At 54.2% G+C, this 23,698-nt stretch carries 26 protein-coding genes and 1 riboswitch; of the genes, 23 read left to right on the forward strand and 3 right to left on the reverse strand.

All coding sequences use genetic code 11. From position 1 onward, the window contains the following. The first annotated feature begins 15 nt into the window (after window positions 1-15). The 18 genes from AB1S56_RS11330 (at window position 16) to AB1S56_RS11415 (ending at window position 16,329) form a co-directional block, all read left to right on the forward strand. Complete coding sequence (locus AB1S56_RS11330; protein ID WP_340868010.1) at window positions 16-447, forward strand: peptidylprolyl isomerase; 432 nt, start codon at window positions 16-18, stop codon at window positions 445-447. Window positions 448-480: 33 nt separating this feature from the next. Continuing rightward, a riboswitch (FMN riboswitch) is annotated at window positions 481-685 on the forward strand. 273 nt (window positions 686-958) lie between these two features. After that, window positions 959-2,089, forward strand: coding sequence for a bifunctional diaminohydroxyphosphoribosylaminopyrimidine deaminase/5-amino-6-(5-phosphoribosylamino)uracil reductase RibD (gene ribD, locus AB1S56_RS11335; protein ID WP_340867701.1), 1,131 nt, complete (start codon window positions 959-961; stop codon window positions 2,087-2,089). 3 nt (window positions 2,090-2,092) lie between these two features. After that, window positions 2,093-2,758, forward strand: a complete 666-nt coding sequence (ribE, locus tag AB1S56_RS11340) for a riboflavin synthase (protein ID WP_340867699.1) — start codon at window positions 2,093-2,095, stop codon at window positions 2,756-2,758. A 64-nt stretch (window positions 2,759-2,822) separates the two neighbouring features. Further along, a complete protein-coding gene (locus tag AB1S56_RS11345; RefSeq protein ID WP_340867698.1) occupies window positions 2,823-4,058 on the forward strand; it encodes a bifunctional 3,4-dihydroxy-2-butanone-4-phosphate synthase/GTP cyclohydrolase II in 1,236 nt (411 codons plus the stop codon). Window positions 4,059-4,084: 26 nt separating this feature from the next. Further along, window positions 4,085-4,555, forward strand: coding sequence for a 6,7-dimethyl-8-ribityllumazine synthase (ribE, locus tag AB1S56_RS11350; RefSeq protein ID WP_340868009.1), 471 nt, complete (start codon window positions 4,085-4,087; stop codon window positions 4,553-4,555). Window positions 4,556-4,587: 32 nt separating this feature from the next. Continuing rightward, window positions 4,588-5,367: a segregation/condensation protein A gene (locus tag AB1S56_RS11355; RefSeq protein ID WP_340867696.1), complete on the forward strand. Its 780-nt coding sequence runs from the start codon at window positions 4,588-4,590 to the stop codon at window positions 5,365-5,367. Then, window positions 5,336-5,938, forward strand: coding sequence for an SMC-Scp complex subunit ScpB (gene scpB / locus AB1S56_RS11360; protein WP_340867694.1), 603 nt, complete (start codon window positions 5,336-5,338; stop codon window positions 5,936-5,938). The genes AB1S56_RS11355 and scpB overlap by 32 nt, the downstream gene beginning before the upstream one ends. Before the next feature lie 63 nt (window positions 5,939-6,001). After that, a complete protein-coding gene (locus tag AB1S56_RS11365; RefSeq protein ID WP_340867693.1) occupies window positions 6,002-6,700 on the forward strand; it encodes a DUF2953 domain-containing protein in 699 nt (232 codons plus the stop codon). Continuing rightward, window positions 6,673-7,155: a GerW family sporulation protein gene (gene ytfJ / locus AB1S56_RS11370; RefSeq protein ID WP_340867692.1), complete on the forward strand. Its 483-nt coding sequence runs from the start codon at window positions 6,673-6,675 to the stop codon at window positions 7,153-7,155. The genes AB1S56_RS11365 and ytfJ overlap by 28 nt, the downstream gene beginning before the upstream one ends. A 158-nt stretch (window positions 7,156-7,313) precedes the next feature. Beyond that, complete coding sequence (locus AB1S56_RS11375) at window positions 7,314-8,426, forward strand: D-alanyl-D-alanine carboxypeptidase family protein (RefSeq protein WP_340867691.1); 1,113 nt, start codon at window positions 7,314-7,316, stop codon at window positions 8,424-8,426. A gap of 97 nt (window positions 8,427-8,523) precedes the next feature. Next, window positions 8,524-9,195 carry a nucleoside recognition domain-containing protein gene (locus tag AB1S56_RS11380; RefSeq protein ID WP_340867688.1) on the forward strand — a complete coding sequence of 224 codons (672 nt, stop codon included), beginning with the start codon at window positions 8,524-8,526 and terminating at the stop codon, window positions 9,193-9,195. Next, window positions 9,188-9,724, forward strand: a complete 537-nt coding sequence (locus tag AB1S56_RS11385) for a spore maturation protein (RefSeq protein WP_340868008.1) — start codon at window positions 9,188-9,190, stop codon at window positions 9,722-9,724. Before AB1S56_RS11380 ends, AB1S56_RS11385 begins: the two co-directional genes overlap by 8 nt. A gap of 55 nt (window positions 9,725-9,779) precedes the next feature. Continuing rightward, a complete protein-coding gene (locus AB1S56_RS11390) occupies window positions 9,780-10,523 on the forward strand; it encodes a pseudouridine synthase (RefSeq protein ID WP_340867686.1) in 744 nt (247 codons plus the stop codon). 109 nt (window positions 10,524-10,632) lie between these two features. Then, on the forward strand, window positions 10,633-11,163 hold the full coding sequence (locus AB1S56_RS11395; RefSeq protein ID WP_340867685.1) for a redoxin domain-containing protein: 531 nt from the start codon (window positions 10,633-10,635) through the stop codon (window positions 11,161-11,163). 12 nt (window positions 11,164-11,175) lie between these two features. Continuing rightward, the gene (locus tag AB1S56_RS11400; protein WP_340867684.1) at window positions 11,176-12,846 is read left to right on the forward strand and encodes a cytochrome c biogenesis protein ResB; all 1,671 of its coding nucleotides are present in this window, start codon (window positions 11,176-11,178) and stop codon (window positions 12,844-12,846) included. After that, window positions 12,843-14,102 carry a cytochrome c biogenesis protein CcsA gene (gene ccsA, locus AB1S56_RS11405; protein WP_340867683.1) on the forward strand — a complete coding sequence of 420 codons (1,260 nt, stop codon included), beginning with the start codon at window positions 12,843-12,845 and terminating at the stop codon, window positions 14,100-14,102. Before AB1S56_RS11400 ends, ccsA begins: the two co-directional genes overlap by 4 nt. Before the next feature lie 40 nt (window positions 14,103-14,142). Further along, window positions 14,143-14,859, forward strand: coding sequence for a response regulator transcription factor (locus tag AB1S56_RS11410; RefSeq protein ID WP_340867681.1), 717 nt, complete (start codon window positions 14,143-14,145; stop codon window positions 14,857-14,859). Further along, a complete protein-coding gene (locus tag AB1S56_RS11415; protein WP_340867680.1) occupies window positions 14,860-16,329 on the forward strand; it encodes an ATP-binding protein in 1,470 nt (489 codons plus the stop codon). It begins immediately after the preceding gene. A gap of 180 nt (window positions 16,330-16,509) precedes the next feature. Here AB1S56_RS11415 and serA read toward each other — a convergent pair whose 3' ends face one another. Both serA and AB1S56_RS11425 read right to left on the reverse strand, forming a co-directional pair. After that, window positions 16,510-18,102 carry a phosphoglycerate dehydrogenase gene (gene serA / locus AB1S56_RS11420; protein ID WP_340867678.1) on the reverse strand — a complete coding sequence of 531 codons (1,593 nt, stop codon included), beginning with the start codon at window positions 18,100-18,102 and terminating at the stop codon, window positions 16,510-16,512. A 233-nt stretch (window positions 18,103-18,335) separates the two neighbouring features. After that, window positions 18,336-19,250 (reverse strand): hypothetical protein, encoded by a 915-nt coding sequence (locus AB1S56_RS11425; RefSeq protein WP_340867676.1) that lies wholly within the window; start codon window positions 19,248-19,250, stop codon window positions 18,336-18,338. A 72-nt stretch (window positions 19,251-19,322) separates the two neighbouring features. On the opposite strand from AB1S56_RS11425, the gene AB1S56_RS11430 reads away from it, so the two are divergent. Both AB1S56_RS11430 and AB1S56_RS11435 read left to right on the forward strand, forming a co-directional pair. Beyond that, complete coding sequence (locus AB1S56_RS11430; protein ID WP_340867674.1) at window positions 19,323-19,937, forward strand: type II CAAX endopeptidase family protein; 615 nt, start codon at window positions 19,323-19,325, stop codon at window positions 19,935-19,937. Beyond that, window positions 19,915-20,151 (forward strand): hypothetical protein, encoded by a 237-nt coding sequence (locus AB1S56_RS11435; RefSeq protein ID WP_340867673.1) that lies wholly within the window; start codon window positions 19,915-19,917, stop codon window positions 20,149-20,151. The genes AB1S56_RS11430 and AB1S56_RS11435 overlap by 23 nt, the downstream gene beginning before the upstream one ends. On the opposite strand, the gene AB1S56_RS11440 is transcribed toward AB1S56_RS11435, so the two are convergent. Beyond that, window positions 20,141-21,001, reverse strand: a complete 861-nt coding sequence (locus AB1S56_RS11440; RefSeq protein WP_340867672.1) for a polysaccharide deacetylase family protein — start codon at window positions 20,999-21,001, stop codon at window positions 20,141-20,143. The two genes, AB1S56_RS11435 and AB1S56_RS11440, sit on opposite strands and share 11 nt — an antisense overlap. 164 nt (window positions 21,002-21,165) lie before the next feature. Between AB1S56_RS11440 and AB1S56_RS11445 the strand changes: the two genes are divergently transcribed. The 3 genes from AB1S56_RS11445 (at window position 21,166) to AB1S56_RS11455 (ending at window position 23,686) form a co-directional block, all read left to right on the forward strand. After that, window positions 21,166-21,483 (forward strand): hypothetical protein, encoded by a 318-nt coding sequence (locus AB1S56_RS11445; protein ID WP_340867671.1) that lies wholly within the window; start codon window positions 21,166-21,168, stop codon window positions 21,481-21,483. 214 nt (window positions 21,484-21,697) lie between these two features. Next, entirely contained in the window at window positions 21,698-22,312 is a 615-nt protein-coding gene (locus AB1S56_RS11450; protein WP_340867670.1) for a genetic competence negative regulator, read from the forward strand. A 138-nt stretch (window positions 22,313-22,450) separates the two neighbouring features. Then, on the forward strand, window positions 22,451-23,686 hold the full coding sequence (locus AB1S56_RS11455; RefSeq protein ID WP_340867669.1) for a Glu/Leu/Phe/Val dehydrogenase: 1,236 nt from the start codon (window positions 22,451-22,453) through the stop codon (window positions 23,684-23,686). The last annotated feature ends 12 nt before the right edge of the window (window positions 23,687-23,698 follow it).

Genomic DNA, 23,698 nt, shown 5'->3' on the forward strand with positions numbered 1-23,698 from the left:
AAGGTAGATGCAATGATGGCAAAACAAGCAAAAATCAAATTGGCAAGCGGCGGCGAGGTACAGCTGGAGCTGTTCGACCAAGACGCGCCCAACACAGTTGCGAACTTCGAGAAGCTGGCGAACGACGGCTTCTATAACGGTCTGACATTCCACCGCGTCATCCCGGGCTTTGTTGCGCAAGGCGGCTGCCCGACTGGGACTGGCACTGGCGGACCCGGCTACAAAATCGACTGTGAGATTAACCCTAACAAGCATGAGCGAGGCACCCTTGCGATGGCACATGCTGGACGCAACACAGGCGGAAGCCAATTCTACATCTGCTATCAGCCGCAGCCTCATCTGGACGGCGGACATACCGTATTTGGCAAAGTGACTAAGGGTATGGAATTTGTCGACGCACTCAAAAACGGCGACAAGATGGAGACGGTTGAAGTTTCGGAAGTTTAATGCTAAGATAGTCACTATACAATTGTAAGTTATGCTTTCCTTCGGGGCAGGGTGAGATTCCCAACCGGCGGTGATCGGAGCGCGGAGCCATGCGTTGTTGTGCATGCTGCTCGCGCTTCCGTCAGTCCGTGACCCGGATCAACGGCTTTTGCCATCTCTTCATTGAGGGGGCGCGTTGGACGGTGGACCTGGTGCAAATCCGGGACCGACAGTAAAGTCTGGATGGGAGAAGGAGAAGCTTCGGTTTGCGGCGCAGATTATTGTGCTTGTTTGATTGTGCATTATTTCACAATGGAAACGGGACAATATTCTGCGACTATGGGAAGAGGCCGTCTAAACACGGTCTATTTGTGAGCGATTGTTCAGGATTGTTGTCATGGCAGGGCGTATTCGCTTTCTGTGACCCCTTCTTTTTCTTTCGCCCATGCAGGGCTTCTTCCCCGTGCCGTTGTTCTCGCACTTCTCTCACCCCCCTGTCGGCAAGCTTGCCGGGAAGGGGGTTTTTGCTTTGATGCTGGATGTATTGAATGACGAATATTATATGTCGCTTGCGTTGGATATGGCAGCCAAGGCGGCCGGCCAGACCGGTATTAATCCCGTCGTTGGCTGCGTAATCGTCAAGGAAGGCCGAATTATCGGCATCGGCACGCATTTGAAGCGCGGCGAAGGCCATGCGGAGGTGCATGCGCTGCGGATGGCAGGCGCGGAAGCCGAAGGCGCTACGGCTTATGTGACGCTGGAGCCCTGCAGCCATTATGGGAAAACTCCGCCATGCTGCGAGAGGCTGATCGAAGCGAAGGTAGCCCGGGTCGTGACTGCGGCCACGGATCCCAATCCCGTTGTATCAGGCAGGGGCCTGGCCCGCTTGCGTGAGCAGGGGATACAGGTAACAGAGGGGCTGCTTGCCGAGCGTTCCCGCGCCATGAACGAGAAATTTAACAAGTTCATTACGACGGGCATGCCTTTCGTCACGCTCAAGACGGCAAGCACGCTGGATGGCAAAATCGCAACCGTGGAGCATCACAGCCGATGGGTTACCGGCGCCGTCGCAAGGGAGCAGACACATACGCTGCGGCATCAGCATAATGCCATTATGGTCGGGATTGGTACGTTGGAGGCCGATGATCCGCTCCTGACGACCCGCGCCGAGGTGCCCGCGCTGCATCCCGTCAGAATCGTAGTGGACTCCAAGCTTCGTATTTCGCTTCAAGCTCGGGTCGTAACGGATCGCACAGCACCAACGATTGTTCTCACGACAACGGGTGCCGAGGAATCCAAGCGGCTGGCGCTGGAGGAGGCGGGAATAACGGTTATCTCATGCGGCGACGGACCCTCTGTAGATTTGTCCGCCGCCATGAAGGAGCTTGGGGCAAGGGACATCGGCTCAATCTTGCTGGAGGGCGGCGGTAAGCTGAATGGCGCAATGCTGGACGCGGGGCTTATCGACAAGATGATTCTGTATTACGCGCCAAAGCTGATCGGCGGCGATCTGGCCCCCGCCAGCTTCTCCTTTCCGGGCCGCAAGCTGATGTCGGAAGCCATTATGCTTGACGGCGTTCAGGTGGAGATGGCCGGTGAGGATATATGCGTGACGGGTTATCCCCGAAATCGAGCCGCCAACAGCGCAATTATGGAGGGGTAAATCATGTTTACGGGTCTTATAGAAGAAGTCGGGCGCATGCAATCTGCGTCTAAGCAAGGCGAAGCGATGGTGCTGACGATAGCGGGAAGCGTCGTGCTGCAGGATGTCAAGCTGGGAGACAGCATCGCGGTGAACGGCGTATGCCTGACCGTAACCTCCTTCAATAGGAGTTCCTTCTCCTGCGACGTCATGCCGGAAACGTACCGCCGCTCCAGCCTTCACCGGCTGAAGCCGGGAGATCCCGTCAACCTGGAGCGCGCCATGCTGGCAGGAGGTCGATTCGGCGGACATATTGTGCAGGGTCATGTCGACGGCACCGGCACTATCGTCTCCCGCGAAGCAGACGCCAATGCGGTTGTGTTCCGGATAGCTCTCGACGATGCCGAACAGCTTCGTTATATTTTGCCCAAGGGCTCGGTCACCATTGACGGGATCAGCCTGACAGTCGTTGACACAGGCTCTGACAGCTTCGCCGTCTCTATTATCCCTCATACACTGGCAGAGACGGCGCTTCAGCATCGACAGCCTGGGGCGGTCGTCAATATTGAGACGGATATTATCGGCAAATACGTGGAGCATCTGCTTCAATTTCGTCAAGGAGAGTCGTCGAGGTCTGGGGCTTCCTCCAGGCTGACGGCCGGCTTTCTGTCCGAGCATGGATTTATTTAAATAATAGAAAGTACAGGACGGCGAAGCCGTTTACGCTTGGATTAACGAATAGGAGCTGAGCATAATGAGCCAATTGGAAACTGAACAGCCTTTCGATACCGTTGACGACGCTATTCGGGAGCTGAAGCTGGGACGTTCGGTTATCGTGGTGGATGATGAGGACAGGGAGAACGAAGGGGATCTGGTTGCGCTGGCGGAAATCGCCACACCGGAGATGATTAACTTTATGATCGCGCAGGCAAGAGGTCTGGTATGCGCGCCCATTACGCAGGAGCGAGCGGAGGAGCTGGAGCTGCCGCCTATGGTTGCGCATAATACCGACTATCACGGAACGGCGTTTACCGTTTCGGTCGACCATGTTGCAACGACCACCGGCATATCGGCAGCCGAACGGGCGATGACCGCAAGGGCGCTTGTAGATCCAGACGCGAAGGCGTCGGATTTCCGCAGACCGGGACATATTTTCCCCTTAATCGCCAAGCCCGGCGGCGTCCTTCGGCGAGCTGGACATACGGAAGCGGCGATTGACCTGGCCGTCCTGAGCGGCTATAAGCCGGCAGGTGTCATCTGTGAGATTATTAAGGAAGACGGCACGATGGCGAGATTGCCGGACTTGATCGAATTCAAAAAGAAGCATGGCCTTGTTCTGATTACGATTCAGGAATTGATTCGTTACCGCAATGAAAAGGATAAACTTGTTGAGCGCGCCGTTGATGTGAAGCTTCCGACGGATTTCGGCGAATTCCGGGCGGTCGCCTACACGAATCAAGTGGATCAGAAGGAGCATGTGGCCTTGGTTAAGGGCGATATTATGCCGGATGTGGCGACGCTCGTCCGTGTTCATTCCGAATGTATGACCGGGGATGTCTTTCATTCCCACCGCTGCGATTGCGGGCCCCAGCTTGCTGCAGCGCTGAAGCAAATCGAAGAGGCGGGCAGCGGGGTGCTGCTGTATATGCGCCAGGAAGGCCGCGGTATCGGCCTTATTAATAAATTGAAGGCATATGAGCTGCAGGAGCAGGGATTCGACACGGTGGAAGCGAATATGAAGCTAGGGTTTGGTGCGGATTTGCGGGAATATGGCATCGGCGCTCAAATCCTGAAGGATCTTGGCGTAACGAAGATGAAGCTCTTAACGAATAACCCTCGCAAAATTAAGGGGCTGGAGGGCTACGGCCTGGAAGTGGTTGAGCGAGTGCCGATACAGATGGAAGCTAATGACAGTAATCGTCATTATTTGCGGACGAAGCATGACAAGCTGGGCCATATGCTGAAGCTGGACCGCCTGGAGCAGGGCTAATACACAAACTTGAGGAGATGACTATGATGACAAAATATTACGAAGGCCATTTAGTATCGCAAGGATTAAAATATGGGGTCGTTGTGGGACGATTCAACGAATTTATTTCCGGCAAGCTGCTTAGCGGCGCCTTAGACGCATTCAAGAGACATGGCGCCGAGGAATCGGATGTTGAGGTGGCGTGGGTGCCGGGCGCATTCGAAATTCCGCTGATTGCCCAGAAGATGGCAGCCAGCGGCAAATATGATGCGGTCATTACGCTTGGCGCGGTTATCCGAGGCTCAACTCCGCATTTCGATTATGTGTGCAATGAAGCGGCCAAAGGCGTTGCTGCTGTAGGATTGAAGACAGGCGTTCCAACCGTATTCGGCGTATTGACTGTTGATTCCATTGAGCAAGCGATCGAGCGCGCCGGCACCAAAGCGGGCAACAAGGGCTATGAGGCGGCGGTTACGGCAATCGAGATGGCGAATTTGACAAAGCAGCTGGAAGGCTAATGTTACGCTTTGGACGCGGGAGGTCGCGATAGGTGTCTGTGCTTTACAAGCTTGAAGCGTTTGAAGGTCCGCTCGACCTGCTGCTTCACCTCATCGACAAGGCTGAGATCGACATTCATGAGGTGTCCATTAGTGAAATAACCGTGCAATACATGGGCTACCTGGATGCTATGAAGGAGCTGGAGCTGGAGGTGACAAGCGAATTTCTTGTCATGGCCGCCACTCTCCTAGCCATTAAGAGCAAGCAGCTGCTGCCGAAGCCTCCCGTATTCGAGGATCACTTCGACGATTGGGAGGATGACGGCGCGGATATGCAGGATGAGCTGATTCAGCGCCTGATCGAATACCGCAAGTTCAAGCTGATCGCCGAGCAGCTTCGAGAGAAGGAGATCGAAAGAAGCCTGGTGTTCTCCCGGGAGCCTGAGGATATGTCGCCGTTCCAGAAGGAAGAGAAGGTTAATCCCGTTGAAGGGCTGCATGTATCCGACCTGGTGCATGCCTTTCAGAAGGCGCTGCGAAGAGCAGCCAGGCGCAGCGTCATTGCAACCGTGCAACGCGATGAAATATCGGTCAAGGATCGAATTAAGGATATCGTGGATGTGCTGAAGCAGTATGAGACTGTTCGGTTCTCGAGGCTGATCCGCGAGAATATGGACCGTCACGAGATCGTCGTTACTTTCCTCGCGATTCTGGAGCTTATGAAGATGAAGCATATTAGATGCTTCCAGCATTCGCTATTTGACGATATCGTCATTCATTGGAGAGGAGAGGCCGGCGAAGATGGATTATCAGAAATTGAAGTCGATTATTGAAGGCCTGCTGTTTATGGCGGGAGACGAAGGGCTGACCAAGCGGCAGCTTGGCGACATCCTGGAGCTGGACCCCGAGTTCGCCTCGGAGCTTGTCTACGATCTTCATCGCGACTTGCTGCGTGAGGGGCGAGGCGTTCAAATCGCGGAGGTGGCGTCGGCTTACCGGATGACAACGCATCCCGAGCATGCCCCCTATTTCGAGAGGATGGCCTATACGCCGACCAGAGCCCAGCTTTCGCAGGCAGCGCTGGAGACGCTGTCGATCGTTGCTTACAGACAGCCCATTACGAGGATCGACATTGAGGAAATTCGAGGTGTCAAAAGCGATCGAGCCATTCAATCCCTCGTTTCGAAGGATCTCATTGAAGAGGTTGGCCGCGCGGAGGCGATTGGAAGACCTATTCTATATGGAACAACGAAATCATTCCTGGATTATTTCGGACTGGCTTCCATCCGCGAGCTTCCAGAGCCTAAGCATGTGGATGTGGAGGACGCGCTGGACGAGCAGACGCAGATGCTGTTCGAGCGATTGGACGGCCGTCAGATGACAATTGACGAATTAAAAGAATGAGTTTTGGCCGCCAGGTCATACTATATCCAACCATCAGCAATGGGAAACGGAGGAAGCAGGCCAATGCTTGAAGCCCCCTACGGTTGGATATGGGCCGGCGGTTTTTTTGTTGTTCTTTTAGCCGCAATGGCGGTTGTGATGTCACCGATCGTGGTCAATGGCTATGTGAAAAGGGTGGGCCGCAACAATGACGACGAAGCGATTATTCGTGTCCGAGCTTTATACGGCCTTCTGCAGTTCAAGTATAAGGTCCCCATCATGAAATGGACGGGCACGGCCGTGAAGATGGAGGAGCAGATCAGCGCCAAAAGCGCAGGCATTGACACCTGGAAGCAGTTCGAGGACGAGATTAACGCCGATAAGGTCGCCCGATCGATTGACAGACTGAGAGATATTTTACATATGGTGCGGGATTTAACGGGCTTGATTCGGAAGACCATGTCGCATGTCAAGCTTACCGATTGGCGCTGGACGACTTCGGTAGGTACAGGTGACGCGATGTGGACGGCGATGGCGACGGGCGCGGTATGGTCGATCAAGACGTCTATATTAGGCGTGCTGTCCCAAATGGTGCAAATCAAAAACAATCCAAGCGTGAGCGTCAATCCAAGCTTCAACCATCCTGCATTTACAACGGAATGGTCGTGCATAGCTCAAATCCGCTTAGGATATGCTATCCTTGCCGGGCTACAGCTATTAGTTCGCATGAAGAGATGGAAGGGAGGCGTCAAAGCATGGCAGAACACCCTATTCAAGGCTTAATGCAGACCGCTATGGAAAATATTAAAGAGATGGTTGACGTCAACACGATTGTGGGCGATCCGGTACAGACGCCGGACGGCAGCGTCATTATGCCAATCTCCAAGGTTGGCTTCGGTTTCGTCGCCGGAGGCAGCGATATTCGGATGGGCGAAGAGAAACCAGGGGGAGCAGACGCGCATAACGCGCAGGTTGCTCTTCCGTTCGGCGGAGGCAGCGGCGGAGGCGTATCCATTACGCCAATCGCGTTCCTGGTAGTGGGAACACACGGCGTCAAGATCGTGCCGCTTGATAATCAGACCCATCTGATGGAGAAGGTTATCGATTCCGCTCCGAAGGTATTCGACAAGATTCAGACGATGATGAAGAAGTCGTCCGGCCATAATACGGAGTATGTTGAATCCAGCACGACAATTATTGATGAGGATGTGCAGCCATCCGTTCATGGGCAAGGCTAAAGGAAAGCAAAGGAAAGCAGCAGAGAAACTGCCCGCAAGGGCAGTTTTTTATTTTACAGGAATCGGCTCGTCTACCGTGGACGGTACAAGCATATACTAAGGCAGATGAACAACCAACTATTGCTTACGTCAATGCATCAGGGAGGAGTTTGGACAGCATGAAAGTCGGAAAGCAAGGCAGGCATCGGAGGTTTATGCTGCTCGCGCTGGCGGGCATTCTTATGACGCTGTATGCGGTCCCTGCTCAGGAGGCGGCTGCGGCCCCTTCAGGCATCGGTACCCATGCAAGAGCTTCTGCGCTGATTGACGTGGAATCCGGCAGGCTGCTGTACAGCAGCAACGGGGATACATCGATGCGAATCGCCAGCCTAACCAAGATCATGACGGCGATTGTCGCCATTGAGCACGGCCATTTGTCCGATACGGTCAAGGTATCGAAGCGGGCGGTAGGCAAGGAGGGCTCCTCCATTTATTTGAAGCTGGGGGAGGAGATGAGCTTGTCCAATATGCTGTATGGCTTAATGCTGCGGTCCGGCAATGACGCGGCTACGGCGATCGCCGAGCATGTTGGAGGCTCCGAGGAAGGCTTTGTATACCTGATGAACCAGAAGGCTCAGGAGCTTGGCCTTGTGAACTCTCATTTCATGAATCCGCACGGATTAGATGAGGAAGGCCATTATTCCTCTGCCAATGATTTGGCCAAGCTGACGGCTTATGCGCTCAAAAACAAGGCGTTCGCCGAGATTGTGGGCACCAAGCAGAAAAGCGCGCCGAATCCGCATGAGAAGTGGGATTACCGCTGGCACAACAAAAATAAAATGCTGTCCATGTACGAAGGCGCGGACGGCGTCAAGACAGGCTATACTAAAAAAGCTCTGCGCTGCCTGGTCAGCTCCGCCACAAGGAATGGCCAGAAGCTCGCTGCCGTTACCATTAATGACGGGGATGATTGGGCGGATCACCGCAGGCTGCTGGATTGGGGCTTTCGCCACTACCCGCTAAGGGCTATTGTCAACAAAGGCGACAACATTGCGGGATATCCGTACGCGGTTGGACAGCATTTCTATTATCCGCTGGAGGACAGCGAGGCGGGAAGCATTCATACCGCGCTTCACCTTATCGATCCGCTGACGACGGCATATGCCCTTGGCGAGAGGGGCTCGTTAGTCATTTCGCTGGGCGATCGCAAGCTTGGCTCTGTCCCTGTATATGAGCAAGGCAGCATCAGGCTGAAGCTGCAAGAGCGTACGGATCGCAGCAACATACGCTGAAGCAATTGCATGAAAGCAGCATCCATCGTTCGAGGGATTGGGAGAGTCGCTCGAACGGTGGAGCAAGTGTCATAGGTGTCATGGGGGAGGAAGGGCAATGGTTAATTGGATCTGGTTGTTTTTTATCGTAATAAGCGTAGTTGTCGCCGCTGTGACCGGTAAGATGGATACGGTCACGCAAGCCGCCTTCGATGGCGCAAAATCCGGTGTTACAGTCAGCTTTGGCCTAATCAGCATAATGGTATTCTGGCTCGGCATGATGCGAATAGCGGAGGATGCCGGCTTGCTGGCCAAGCTGGCCAAGGCGCTGAGGCCGATTGTCAGATGGCTGTTCCCGGATGTGCCCAAGGATCATCCCGCTCTCGGATATATTATGAGCAATCTGAGCGCCAATTTGTTTGGTCTCGGCAATGCGGCTACGCCGATGGGTATCAAGGCGATGCAGGAGCTTCAGAAGCTGAATCATGACAAGGATACGGCTACGCCGGCTATGTGTACGCTGCTTGCGCTCAATACGTCCAGCATTACGATAGTGCCGACTACGCTGATTGCCATTCGAATGAATTATGGCTCTGCCAATCCCGCCGAGATTATTGGCACTACGCTGGCGGCCACCTTCGTGGCCACTGCTGCTGCCATTATGGCGGACCGCTGGTATCGCAGCCGCTCAACTCCTCCAGCCAAGCCTCCTGCCCATACAAGCGGCAATTCCGCTACTGCTATGAATGGGGGTATTAATGGAGCAGCGGGAGGTGGCGGCCTTGTATGAGCTGTTCTCCAAGCTGTCCATGTGGATGATTCCCGCCATCATTGTGTTTATTCCGCTATACGCCGCGCTGCGGCGAAGGATGCCCGTGTATGAGACCTTTGTGGAGGGGGCCAAGGATGGCTTCGGCACCGCCATCTCCATCATTCCACATCTGGTTGGCATGATGGTCGCGATCAGCATGTTCCGAGCCTCCGGCGCCATGGAGCTTATGCTGTCTGCGGTGCGTCCTGCATTCGACTGGCTTGGCATACCCAGCGAGGTGCTTCCGCTTGGCGTGCTTCGACCCTTGACCGGTGCGGGCTCGCTTGCGTTTACCGCCGATCTGATTGGGACGTATGGGCCCGACTCCATGATCGGGCGTATCGCCTCTACGATCCAGGGCAGCACGGACACGACCTTCTATGTGCTAACCGTTTATTTCGGGGCTGTCGCTGTGCGGAAAACAAAATACGCGTTGAAGGTAGGACTCTTTTCCGATATTGTCGGTTTTTTTGCCGCTATTTTTATTTGCTTATACATATTTGGATAGAGCTTGCTTGTGCTTTGCGCCCTATATCGTTATGATGTAGAGTGAGGTGAAAGCAGTGGAACGTTTACAAAAAATATTAGCCCAAGCCGGCGTCGCTTCCAGACGGAAATGCGAAGAGCTTATTTTGTCCGGCGTTGTCGAAGTGAACGGAGAGAAGGTAACGACGCTTGGCGCCAAGGCGGACCCGGCGGCCGACGTTATTACGGTGAGCGGCAAGCCGATCCGAAGCGAAAAGAAGCTGTATCTGATGATGAATAAAGTGAAGGGCGTCATTACTAGCGCCAAGGACCCGCAGGGCAGAAAGACCGTCACCGATTTTTTGCCGGGCATCAAGGAGCGGGTCTATCCTGTAGGCCGTCTGGATTATGACACAGAGGGTTTGCTTCTGCTGACCAATGACGGCGAATTCGCCAACCTGCTGACCCATCCCAGCCATCATGTGCCGAAGACGTATCTGGCGACGGTTAAGGGTGTTCCGCACGGCTCCGCGCTGGAGCAGCTGCAGAAGGGGATTCAGCTGGAGGACGGCTTGACGTCGCCCGCAGAGGTTGAATATCATGACGTGGATACGGAGAAAAACGAAGCGACCATCACAATTACGATTTATGAAGGACGCAACCGTCAAGTCCGTCGGATGTTCGAGGCAATCAACCATAAGGTCATCCGGCTGAAGCGGATCAAATTCGGCGATTTGGGGCTGCAGCAGCTTCCCAGGGGCAAGTATCGGCATCTGACGCCGCAAGAGGTACAGGAGCTTCTCGCGTCGGCCCGCAAGACACATAAAGTTCATAAAAAGTGAGCGGCGGCGGCATTTATTGCCGTCGACTTTTCGTTATAATGAAGCTGAAGGAGCTGCCCCGTCTCATTAGGGTGCAGCCGTTTATGTTATATTGGTGGTGGATACATAGATGGGCAAATCCCGCAAAACGATTCAAATTATTATTCTATTCGCTGTTGTTCTGCTAGGCGGTTACGCGATATGGACGGCACTCTTCGGCCAGGAGGGCTCCGGCAAGACGGAAGCGGGGGACAAGCCTCCGGCGTTCTCGCTTGCGGATACTTCCGGCAGCATTGTAAGCTTGTCGGACTTCGAGGGGCAGCCTGTCGTCATTAATTTCTGGGGCTCCTTCTGCGAGCCTTGCGTCAGGGAAATGCCGGAGTTTGAGCGCCAATATGTGAAGTGGAAGGATCAGGGGCTGACGATACTGGCCATCAATCTAAGCGAGGACACGCTCACCGTCAACAACTTTGTGAATCGCTTCAAGCTGACGTATCCCGTACTGCGCGACGTTGACCGCAGGGTTGAGCGTCAATATGGCTTGCGGCAGTATCCGACCACCTTCTTCGTGAAGCCTGACGGCTCCATTATGGAGGTTGTGGTCGGCGGCATGCTGGAGAGCGACATCAACCAACGAGTGGAACGTTTGCTGGAGCTGTAGGAGGTTAAGCTAGTGCTGGCTGTAGAGAATACCAAATGCGAATGCGGGCATCAGAACGGCGTCGGTACGGTGCTGTGCGAGTCCTGCGGGAAGCCGCTGGATGATCAGTTATCCAACGAACCGCTGGAGATGCGTTATGACGGCGTCGCCCGCAAGTCGCAGAAGAGCAATCCATCGATTATTGACCGTATCTGGAACTTCTTTTCATCCGTAAAAATCGCCATTTATCTCATTATTGTCACGTTCGTTACGGCTATGCTGGGAACGATCTACCCCCAGGAGGGCTCCTTCATTAATCAATTCGACGGGGCCGCCTATTACGAGCAAACCTATGGCACGCCCGGCAAATGGTATTATGAGCTGGGCTTGTCGCATACCTACGAGAGCTGGTGGTTTATCGGCCTGCTCGTTATGATCGGCACCTCGCTGGTCATATGCAGCCTGGACCGAGTGCTTCCGCTGTATCGCGCCCTGAACAAGCAGCAAATTCGGAAGCATCATCAATTTATATTGCGGCAGAAGACCGTCTATCGCGCAGAGATCGCAGGAGACCCCAAGGAATGGGTACAGCGGTTCGGGGCGGAGCTGAAGCGCAAGGGCTACAGGCTGCATGTGGAGCAAGGGACGGGCACAGCCCTTCTGGCTGAGAGGAACAGATTCAGCCGATGGGGGCCTTACATTAACCACATTGGTCTTATCCTGTTTCTGCTGGCTGTGCTGGCTCGGAGTATTCCCGGCTGGCAGATGGACAGCTACATTACCGTCGCGGACGGCGACACTGTACCGATTCCGGGAACGCCGTATTACGTGAAAAGCGAGAAGTTTAACGTCGAATTTTATACCGACGATGAGCTGCCAGAGGAGCTTAAGGGAACGGTTCGCGCCAAAAAATACGAAACGCAGGCGTTGCTGTATGAATGCACAGCTCAGTGCGAGGATCCGCTACAGGAGCCGGTGCTGCAAGAGGTGAAGCGTCATAACATTCAGGTCAATGATCCGCTGGCCCACAAGGGCCTCAAGCTGTTTCAGTTTGATTTCAACCTGACGCCTCGTTTGAATGCGGTTCATCCTATTCTGGTGGACAAGCGCACCGGAGAAGAGTATGGACCATTCTATCTGCCTATGAAAAATCCGGAGCTTCAGCATCAGCTAGGACCGTTTACGCTGGAGCTGCGAGCGAATTACATGGAGTTCGCGCTGAACAGCGAGGGCAAACCAACGACCTTGTCGAGGGAGCCGAACGCGCCCGCATTTATTTTCTCCGTGAAGGGCCCCGGCCTGGCGGAGGAAGGCGAGCCGTATATTTATTTCCCGATGCAGAAGGACAAGGTGAAGTTCTCGCAGGATACCATCAATAGAGAGCTGGCTGATCAAATAGAGATTCGGGTGGATGGCATGGAGAATGTAGATTTCTCCGAAGCGACAACTCATCTGAATGTCCGTATGGACAAGGCGTTGCCATACCTTTGGGTTGGCGCGGTATTCTCAATGGTGGGATTAATTATGGGCTCTTATTGGCAGCATCGCAGAATTTGGCTGAGAGTTGACGGCACCGAGCTCGCGCTTGGCGCCCATACGAATAAAAACTGGTTTGGCATGCGCTCGGACGTAGCAGGCGCCCTGAAAAAAATCGGCGTAGACATCGATCCGAAGACGTTGGATAACGGAGGGAATAACGCGTGAGTTTAGTGGAGTTCAGCGGAGATATATTTTTGGCCGCGTTTTTTCTATATTGCTTCTCATTTCTATTCTATGTCATTGCAGTAACGGGGAAGCGTTGGAGCGGACGCCAGCCGCACGAGCATGAACGGCGCTGGGGCACTATCGCGTTTATCGTGTCACTGGCGGGCCTGGCCTCGCATCTGGCGTTCTTCTTCACCAGATGGGCGGGCAGCGGACAAATTCCAACCAGCAATATGTATGAGTTTATGACCTTCCTTGCCATGGCGATCATGATTGCCTTCACGATTGTGTTCGCCATCTATCGCAAGCCGTTGCTGGGCATGTTCGCGGTGCCGCTGACCATTATTATTGTTGCGTACGCGTCCGTGTTTCCTAGCGAGGTGCAGCCGCTTATACCGGCTTTGGACGATATTTGGCTGAAAATTCACGTGACGACAGCCGCTCTTGGTGAAGCGTTTTTTGCGGTAGGCTTTGCCGCAGGCCTGATGTATCTGCTGCGGGTCGTTGATTTCAAGGATCGGTCCGAGCGAGGGAGAAGGGCGCAGCGCTGGGTTGAATTTACGCTTTATACGATTCTTGTTATTATCGGCTTTCTTATCGCCGTATTCGCTTTCCGCGGCGCTGGCTACGAAGCAAGCTTCACTCAGGAGAAGCTGGAGATCGACAATCAAGGCCAGCAGATAGAATCAGTAAACAATGTAAATTATTATTTGCCGCCTATCGTACAACCTTACAACAGCCAAGCGGTTCATGTAGAGTCGTTCCTCGGCATGGACAAGCCGCTGTTCGAAGCCCCTTACTGGATGAACGGCGTCAATGCGGGCCGCAAGCTGAACACCGTTCTATGGTCAATTATCTCGGGTACGCTGCTGTACGGTCTGCTAAGGCTGGTGTTCCGCAAGCCGATCGGCGCGGTCATTCATCCCGCGCTGGAGGGTGTGGATCCCGAGGATCTGGACGAGATCAGCTATCGCGCCATTGCGATTGGCTTTCCGGTATTTACGCTGGGCGCGCTAATATTCGCGATGATCTGGGCGGAGAAGGCGTGGGGAAGATTCTGGGGCTGGGATCCCAAGGAGGTGTGGGCGCTTATCACTTGGCTGTATTACAGCGCCTACCTGCACTTCCGGCTGTCCAGAGGCTGGCAGGGACTGCCTTCCGCATGGCTGGCCGTGATCGGCTTCGTTATCGTTTTGTTTACGCTGATTGGGGTTAATCTTGTTATTGCAGGGCTGCATTCATATTCCGGTGTATAGCGGGTACCGATAGGTTATCAATAGAGAGGAGCTGACAAGCATGTCCGATTTTGGCAATCGCATATTGGTCGTTGATGATGAAGAACGGATTCGCCGTCTACTGAAGATGTACTTGGAGAAGGAAGGTTATTCGATCGACGAGGCTGAAGACGGCGAGACCGCTCTTCGGCTTGCCTCCAATACGGATTACGCGTTGATTCTGCTCGACGTGATGCTGCCCGGCATCGACGGCGTCGAGGTATGCGCCAGGCTGCGCCAGGTGAAGGCGACGCCTGTTATCATGCTGACGGCCAAGGGCGAGGAGATGAATCGCGTACAGGGCTTCGAGGTTGGCGCCGACGACTATGTCGTCAAGCCGTTCAGCCCGCGCGAGGTGATCTACCGCGTCAAAGCGATTCTTAGACGCTCCTCGGCCACGGCGTTTCTGACCAAGGAGATGAATACGAGCAACAACATCGTATTCCCTCATCTCGTCATCGAGCATGACGCGCATCGGGTGACGGCAGGCGGGCAGGAGGTCAGCCTGACGCCGAAGGAGTATGAGCTGCTCCATTATCTCGCCGTGTCGCCCGACAAGGTGTTCTCGCGCGAGGAGCTGCTGAAGGATGTGTGGAATTACGAATTTTTTGGCGATCTCCGCACAGTCGATACTCATGTCAAGCGTCTGCGGGAGAAGCTGAACAAGGTATCCTCGGAGGCGGCCTCAATGATCACGACCGTATGGGGAGTCGGCTATAAGCTTGAGGTGCCGAAATAAATGAAGGTGTGGGATCGGCTGGCGCGTCTGCTGTGGCACAGCGTCGTCGGCAAGCTGTGGGCCACCATCATGCTGCTTGTCGCCGTTGTGCTGCTTATTCTTGGTGTGTTCCTGCTGCAGTATATTGATATCTGGTTTGACCAGAAAAATTCGCATAGCATCAAAGTGTTATTTGTCGTTACAGCGATTATCGGGTTTTTAATGTCTACGTTTTTTGCGTTTTTTTTGTCGGCCAAAATTCAACAGCCTCTCCTGCAGTTGAAGAATGCGGCAGATTCCGTCTCGCAGGGCGATTACAGCACCCGGGTGCCGATCCGCTCCTCCGACGAGATTGGACAGCTCGCCAATACGTTCAACCATATGACGGAGCAGCTGGAGAAGCTCATCTATGACCTGAACCACGAAAAAAATCATTTGGCCAGCGTGCTGAGAAGCATGGGGGACTCCGTCATTACGTTCGACGCGGAGGGCAAGGTCATTCTAACCAATCCAAGTGGGCATCTGCTGATCGCTGGCTGGTCCGCGCTGGAGGATGCATGGGAGGAGGAGCCTTCGGATAACGCGCCTACCTACTCCGGAGTGCCTATGCCGCTTCGCTACCTGTTCCAGCAGGTGATGAAGGAAGGGAAGGACCAGACCGAGAAGCTGCATGTGCATAGCAGCGTATGGTCGGTTGTGATGGCTCCGCTGGAATCAGGAGGCGTCATTCGCGGCGCGGTCGCGGTTATCCGCAACGTTACGGAGGAGCATAAGCTGGATAAGCTCCGGCGTGACTTTGTCGCGAATATATCCCATGAGATCCGAACGCCGCTCTCCATGCTTCAAGGCTACAGCGAGGCGCTGCTTGACGACATAGTTGCGTCTCCCGAGGAGCGACGCGAGCTGGTGCAGGTCATCCATGATGAGTCGCTGCGCATGGGACGGCTTGTGAATGACTTTCTGGATATTGCCAGAATGGAAGCGGGACATGTCGACATGCATTATCAGAAGGTGGATCTGCGACATGTTGTACGGAGAGTGCACCGTAAATTTCAGGTGTACGCCAAGGAGCGAGAAGTCGCCCTCTATGCAGAACTGCCGGAGGATCGAGAGCTGTTGATGGAGCAAGCCGATGAGGATCGTCTGGAGCAGGTGCTGACCAATCTGATGGACAATGCGCTTAGACATACTCCTGCGGGCAAGTCCATTACGATAAGCGGAGAAGCGCAGGTTGTCAGCGGCAAGGCCTATATTCAGCTGAAGGTGATCGACGAGGGAATCGGCATTCCGCCGGAGGACGTGCCTTATATATTCGAGCGCTTCTACAAAGCGGATAAGGCCAGGAAGCGGGGAGATTCCGCGGGTACGGGTCTCGGACTGGCCATCGTCAAAAATTTGATTGATCTTCATCATGGCAAAATAAATGTAGAGAGCTTCGGCGGGGCCGGCACGACCTTTACACTGCTGCTGCCAGTCGAAGGACAAGAATAATGTCAGACACTGTCCAAAGCCGTTGAAATGACGCTGGGGCGCTCCCGACAAGGAGCGCCCTTTTTGTTGAACATCAGCGATTAATCTTGTTGTTCGTGAAACATTATGACCAGGTACGGGTCATTTCGCTTGATCGTTGAATATAGAAAAAGCTGCTCCGGCTTGGAGCAGCTTTTCGCTTTATGGCAATTTAATTTCTTTGGCTGTGTTCAATTCCGGCATATTCGTCAGCTGCGCAAGCACTTCCTTCGGCGTGCCTTTGTCGACGCGCAGTACCATGATGGCGGAGCCGCCCTCAAGCTGACGGCCAACCTGCATGGTTGCGATGTTGACGTCGTTGCTGCCGAGAAGGGTGCCGACACGGCCGATAATGCCCGGCTTGTCGTTATGCGAGATCAGAATCAGGTTGCCTTCCGGCGTAACGTCGACAGGGAACTTGTCGATCTGGACAATGCGCGGACCATAGCCCGTCAGCAGCGTTCCGGATACCACATGCTCTTCCTTCTTCGTGCGGAGAGCGACAGTTACCAGATTCGTAAAGTCCTTGGAGGTAGACGACTTCTGGATGACGATATTAACATCGCGAAGCTTGGCAAGGTGCATGGAGTTGACCACATTCACCTGCTCCAGGCCCAAGTGATGCGACAGCACGCCGCGAACGACATAACGGGTAAGCGGCTGGGTGTCCAGCTCGGCCAATTCGCCGGAGTAGCTGACGACGATTTCTTGTACAGCGCCTTCTGTCGATTGGGCGATAAAGCTGCCCAGCTTCTCTCCAAGCGCGAAATAAGGCTGCAGCTTGCTCTGAAGGTTGGCAGGAATCGGCGGCATATTAACGGCGTTGGAGAACGGCTCGTCGCGAAGAATATGCAGCACCTGCTCCGAGACGTCGATCGCGACATTCTCTTGCGCCTCAACCGTAGATGCGCCAAGATGCGGCGTTACGATAATTTTGGGATGGGTCAGGAATGGATGGTCCGCTGCTGGCGGCTCAACCTCGAATACGTCGAACGCCGCGCCGGCTACAATGCCCTCGTCGATTGCGTCTACCAGGGCGATTTCGTCAATGATGCCGCCGCGCGCGCAGTTGACAATTCTCATGCCCGGCTTCATAACCGCAAATTGCGCTCTGCCGATCATATGGCGCGTTTCCGGAGTAAGCGGCGTATGCACGGTCATGAAATCAGCGGAACGCACAATCTCATCCACGCTGGCCAGCTTAACGCCCAGCTTCTCTGCGCGTTCCTCCGTCATAAAGGGATCGTAGCCCATAATGTTCATGCCGAAGGCTTTGGCGCGTTTGGCGACTTCGCTGCCGATACGGCCCATGCCAAGAACGCCAAGCGTCTTGTTGCGAAGCTCAACGCCTAGGAACGATTTGCGGTCCCAAGTGCCGCCCACCGTTTTGGCGTAGGCTTGCGGGATGTGGCGGGCAACCGCCATCATCATAGCAAAGGTATGCTCGCAGGTTGTAATCGTGTTGCCATCCGGCGCATTGATGACGATGATGCCGCGCTGGGTAGCGGCTTCCAGATCAATATTGTCGACGCCTACGCCAGCTCGTCCAACGACCTTCAGCCCTTTGCCGGCCTCCATAACGCGTGCGGTTACGCGAGTCTGGCTTCTAACGAGAAGCGCGTCGTATTGGCCGATAATGGCTACCAGCTCGTCCTCGCTGAGACCTGGGTTTTTGTCGACGATGACGTCGTTTGCTTCGACAAGCTGTTGGATCCCGAGATCGCTGATGGGATCGGATACTAACACTTTGAACATGTGTAACAAGCCTCCTAGGATTTAACGCCGCAGAAGCTGTAAGCTTAGCTGCAACGCTGAAATATGTACAGAAAAACTCTCGGCCCGCGCGGCTTGAAGCACACGGGACAAGAGTTCACTCCACGAACGAATAGGACTTTACTATTTTATAGCATCAACGCGGTTCATTGCAATCCTCAAACTTGCTCATTTTTGAAAATTTCGTTATGATTCAAGCACAACATTCGACAAAATTATGGCTGCGAGTAGAAGAACGGCAGCTGCGGCAGCGTCTCCGCGTCATAATAACGCGCGCGATTGGGTGCGAAATCGCCGGGATCCACGGCGCGAGTGTTCAGCAGAAGCTCCACAATGCTGTTCATGGTCTGCAGCTTCATCTTGGACGCTTGGCCGGAATAAATAAATTCATCCACACGGCTGGTCAAATCATGGGGATAGAAGCTGTACAACTCCTTCCGATCCGCCAAATATTGGCCAATGACATAGTTCTTAACCGTTAGCGGAAGGCTGCTCCATTCCTTGATGCTGAGCGTAGCCGGCGTCTTGTATTCGCCTGCAATGTTCAAATCAACGGTCGCCGCCCACTTAAGCATCGCGTGGTAATAGGCGTTCTGTCCCGCCAGCGCGGCAGTTACGGCGGCTTGATAAGCGCTGCCCTCCTGTATGTCCTTGAGCAGCGCGGCATGATCCGAGGCTCCGGAGTCGGCGGCCTTGTTGGCTGCTTCCTTGAATTTGTTCATACTGCGTATGTACGCGACCTGGGCATCGCCAAGCAAGGGCGATTTCTGCATATTGAAGGAGCTGGCTTCCTCCGCCTTCGCGGCCGCGAGCTTCGAGAGGCTCTTGAATGCCGATGGGGCATCCACGCTGGCGCCGCGCGACAGCTTGTCCGTAACAGACAGCCATTCCGTCTGAAATTCACGGTAGGAGGAGAATACGGTAAGATAGAAGGATACGAGATCCTGCTGCTGATAGGGCACTGCGGACTCGTCTATGGCGCCTTCCCCCTCCATGGCTGCCGAATACTTGGCTTCCATGCGCTCGGAGCCGAGCTGCACGCCGTAGAAGAATGCTCCTACCGCGACGACAAGCATAAATACAAATCCGACGCTGAATAACATGGCTGAGATCGTTAATCGTTTTTCCATCGTCAAACTCCTTCTCTATTTCTATGGATGAAAAGATTGTATCACAACATTACGAGAGCGGGGCATGCAGCTATGAAAAAATTCGACATACGCAATATTAAGGTGCGCAAGGTCAGCGTTGACGAAATTGATGACCGCATGCTACTAATAAACTTATACGCCACACAAGCCCTTACTCTTATTATCGGTCTCATCTGGATTTTTTTTCAGCGCCAAAATCTGCTGCAGCTATTATCCATTCCAAGCACGGCCAGCTTCATATGGTGGGGGTTCGGACTGGCGGCTGCCGTTATCGCTGTTGATCTGCTGATCTCGCGCTGGGTGCCGGAGGAAGCGGCGGACGACGGCGGCGTCAACGACCGCATTTTCCGGAATCGCGCCATATGGCATATCGCGGTCATCTCATTTGTGGTGGCCGTCTGCGAGGAGCTGCTGTTCCGTGGAGCCGTCCAGCATGCCATTGGCCCGTATTGGACGAGCATCATCTTCGCGGCCATTCACGTCAGGTATCTCAAGCACTGGATACCGACCGGTCTCGTATTTTCCATCAGCTACGGGCTGGGCTGGATTTACGAGCAGAGCGGATCGTTATGGGCGCCCATAATCGCCCACTTTGTGATCGATCTCGTTATGGGCTTGATTATTCGTTTCAGGAGGGACAATCATGAGCAGGAAGCTGAGGCATAGCCGCTCGCGGCGGTCGCCATACGACATCCTGGAGCCACAAGGCGACGCTCCCCCCGCAATGGAAGGGGAAGAGCCGCTGAAGCTGCCTCCAAGACGCAAAAAGTTTCCTTCCAGTCTGCGGAATCTAAATAAATGGTATTATAATTTTTTGTTTGTACTGTTTCTGTGCCTGGTTGGCTTTCTCTTCTGGTACGGCAACACGTTCAGTCCGTAAGCTGGATCGTTGAAGGATCGATGAACGTGTAGCCCTCCGCCTTCAGACGCGTGAGCAGCTCGTCGAGGGCATCTGCGGTCCAGGGAACCTCATGCATCAGAATATTGGCTCCGGGATGAAGCTGCTCCATGACATTGCGGATCACAACCTCCGGCTTGTCGCGAGCGGAGCTGTCCCAGTCAAGCGAGCCATTGGACCACGTCATGTACAGCATGCCGTGGTTTTTGGCGATTTCCTTCACTTGGTCGTTGCCTGCGCCGTATGGCGGTCGAAAAAACAGGGGCCGCTCTCCGATGAGCGCTTCAACGTCGGACTGAACGGAGGCCAGCTGCTCCTCGATCGTGTCGGCACTTTCATTCTTCAAATTAATATGATCGTAAGAATGGTTGCCGATTGTGCCGCCTCGCTCATACATCAGCTTCAGCAGCTCCGGATTTTGTTTCACTCGATAGCCATTGACAAAAAAGATCGCTTTGGCCCCATGCTTATCCAAGGTGTCGAGAAGACTGGTTACCACGTCTTCATCCTTTGGTCCGTCGTCGAATGTAAGCAGCACCGCGTTAGCGGGTGCGCTGTCATCAATAGGGATGAACCGATAAGCCGCGTTCATTCGATACAAGGGTTCTGCCGCGGGCGTTGCCGTCGCGGCTGGCGTGGCGGTCGGAGATGGCGAGGGCGAGGCCTCCGGCGCGGGCGCCGGAACGTTGGCGGGTGCCGCCGATTCCTTCGGCTTGGCCTCCGGTTCCTCTGTTGGAGCAGATGTTGGGGCAGAGGCGGCCCCATTTCCTGCGCAGCCGGCTGCCAGGGCTGCCAGCAGACATAGAGTGATGTGCAAATATTTTGAGCGCATGTTGGAACCTCCTGGACGTCAATTCGTGTTGCCTATCATGAACATTTTAACACATGGACCGGCTCTAACGATGCGGTCTGTTTCCTTTATTTATATAGCATGCTCCAAGGGTCTGCCGGCAACACTACATCTTGAAATCTACAGCATGAAAGAGGTGTGCGAATATGAAATGGACTGGCTTAATGGTAGGGGGCATTGTCGGCGCGGCAGCTACCCTGTATTTTTCGCGCAAGCGCCCCGGAGCCGTGGCGTGGGCTGCAAGCGCAATGTCCGATATGGCCGGCAAGTCGATGGCTAAAATGCTGCATGCAAGCTCCGGCTGGAAGCAGGAGGCCGCGGAGCAGGCCCCAAAGCAATCAGACGATACCGCCGTAAGCTCCGCTGCCGCTTGGGAGCAAATTGAAGCGTTTGTGGAAAACGATCCTTCCGTGAAGCGGGAGGTTGACAAGATTAAGGCGGAATCGTCCACTCTTTCTCATTAGAATTCGGCCAAGCATGCCGCTCGTTCACGATCCGCAGCCTCCCTGCAAGACAGGGATGGCGGCGGATCGTTTCTTTTTTTTCCATCAAAGCTAGTGCATTCGGGCATCAGACATGATAAAGTAAGTACATAGCATGGTATGAGTCTATTTTATTCACATTGGCTCTACAGATTCATACGCTATTACGACAGATGCTGCAGAGGAGGATCCTGTCATGAAAATCGAGCGACTAAGTCAGGATAGAATACGGATTTTCCTGACGTTCGACGACTTGTTGGAGCGGGGGATCCAGAAGGATGATATGTGGCGCGAGCCGCCTAAGCTGCATGAGCTGTTCCTGGAGATGATGGAGCAGGCCTACACGGAGCTGGGCTTCGACGCAAGCGGTCCTTTGGCGGTGGAAGTGCTGGCTATGCCAGCGCAGGGCATGGTCATTATAGTCACTCGCGGCAAGAGCAATCACGCGGGAGACGAACGCTCAAGAGAAGAGGACGAATTGGAAGACGATATATACGATATGGAAGTGACGATGGAGCAGAGCGACATTGTCATGTACGCTTTCCGGGACTTCGAGGATGTCATTTCGGCGGCCAAGCAATTGATCTCCTCCTCGCTTACGGAAAGCGGCAGACTGTATTCCTATAGCGGCAGGTGGATTCTCACGATTGAGCCGTCCCAGGTGGACGCGTCCAAGCAGCAGGCCGTCATCGCCTTGCTTGCGGAATACGGGGAAGCGATTTCCGTTACTTACGCCATGCTGGAGGAATACGGCAAGGTCATTATGGCGGAGGACGCAGTGCGTCAGGTGTATAACCATTTCCATTACTAACGTTCTCCTGATCATGAAGAACATCGATAAGCTTCGGCTTTGCGATGTTCTTTTTTCTTAGCTTCCATTGGGAATAGCGACAGCCAGCAGGGCTCATAATGAGATGTAGACCAAGGCGGAAGGATAGGATAGGTGACGATGAGCGACGTATTGCATGCCACGCAGGTAGTCATTGAACAAGCGCTGAAGAGACTGGGATACGGCGATGACATGATCGAGCTGCTCAAGGAGCCGATCAGGCTGCTGACGGTCCGTATTCCCGTTCGGATGGACGACGGCTCAACTCGCGTATTTACAGGCTATAGAGCTCAGCATAACGACGCGGTAGGCCCCACGAAGGGCGGCGTCCGGTTTCACCCCGGTGTAACGGAGAAGGAGGTTAAAGCGTTATCCATTTGGATGAGCCTGAAATGCGGCATCGCCGATCTCCCCTACGGCGGGGGCAAAGGCGGCATTCTGTGCGATCCCCGCAAAATGTCCTTCCGCGAGCTTGAACGGCTGAGCAGAGGCTATGTGAGAGCGATCAGCCAGCTGGTGGGGCCCACCAAGGATATCCCGGCTCCCGATGTCATGACCAATTCCCAGATTATGGCTTGGATGATGGATGAATACAGCCGCATTCGGGAGTTTGATTCCCCTGGCTTCATTACCGGCAAGCCGCTGGTGCTGGGAGGCTCCAAGGGCAGAGAGACGGCAACGGCGCGAGGCGTCGTGATGATGATTCACGAGGGTCTGAGGCTGAAGGGCATTCCCGTGGAGCAAGCGCGAATCGTCATTCAAGGCTTCGGCAATGCCGGCAGCTATCTTGCCAAATTCATGCATGAAGCGGGCGCTCGCGTAATAGGTATTTCCGATGTGAACGGAGCGTTGTATAATGAAGAGGGGCTCGACATTCCACATCTGCTGGATCGTCGGGATTCCTTCGGCAATGTAACGAATCTATTCCCCTCCACGATTACGAATGAGCAGCTGCTGGAGCTGGATTGCGATGTGCTTGTGCCGGCAGCGATCGAGAATCAGATTACGGAGCTTAACGCGGGAAGCATCCGCGCCTCGATTGTCGTGGAGGCGGCTAACGGCCCAACCACGCTGGAGGGGACCCGCATATTGACGGATCGCGGCGTGCTGCTTATCCCGGACGTACTCGCAAGCGCGGGCGGCGTTATCGTCTCGTATTTCGAATGGGTGCAGAACAATCAAGGGTATTATTGGGACGAAGACGAAATTGATCGCAAGCTGCAGATGATGATGATTCGAGGCTTCGAGAACGTATATGACATACATCTCACCCGTAAGGTCGATATGCGCCTGGCCGCTTATATGGCTGGCGTAAGGAAGATGGCGGAGGCGGTTCGCTTCCGGGGGTGGGTGTAAGAAAGCGGGTAG

The organism is Paenibacillus sp. PL2-23 (genome assembly GCF_040834005.1).
In the GTDB taxonomy this organism is placed as follows: domain Bacteria; phylum Bacillota; class Bacilli; order Paenibacillales; family Paenibacillaceae; genus Pristimantibacillus.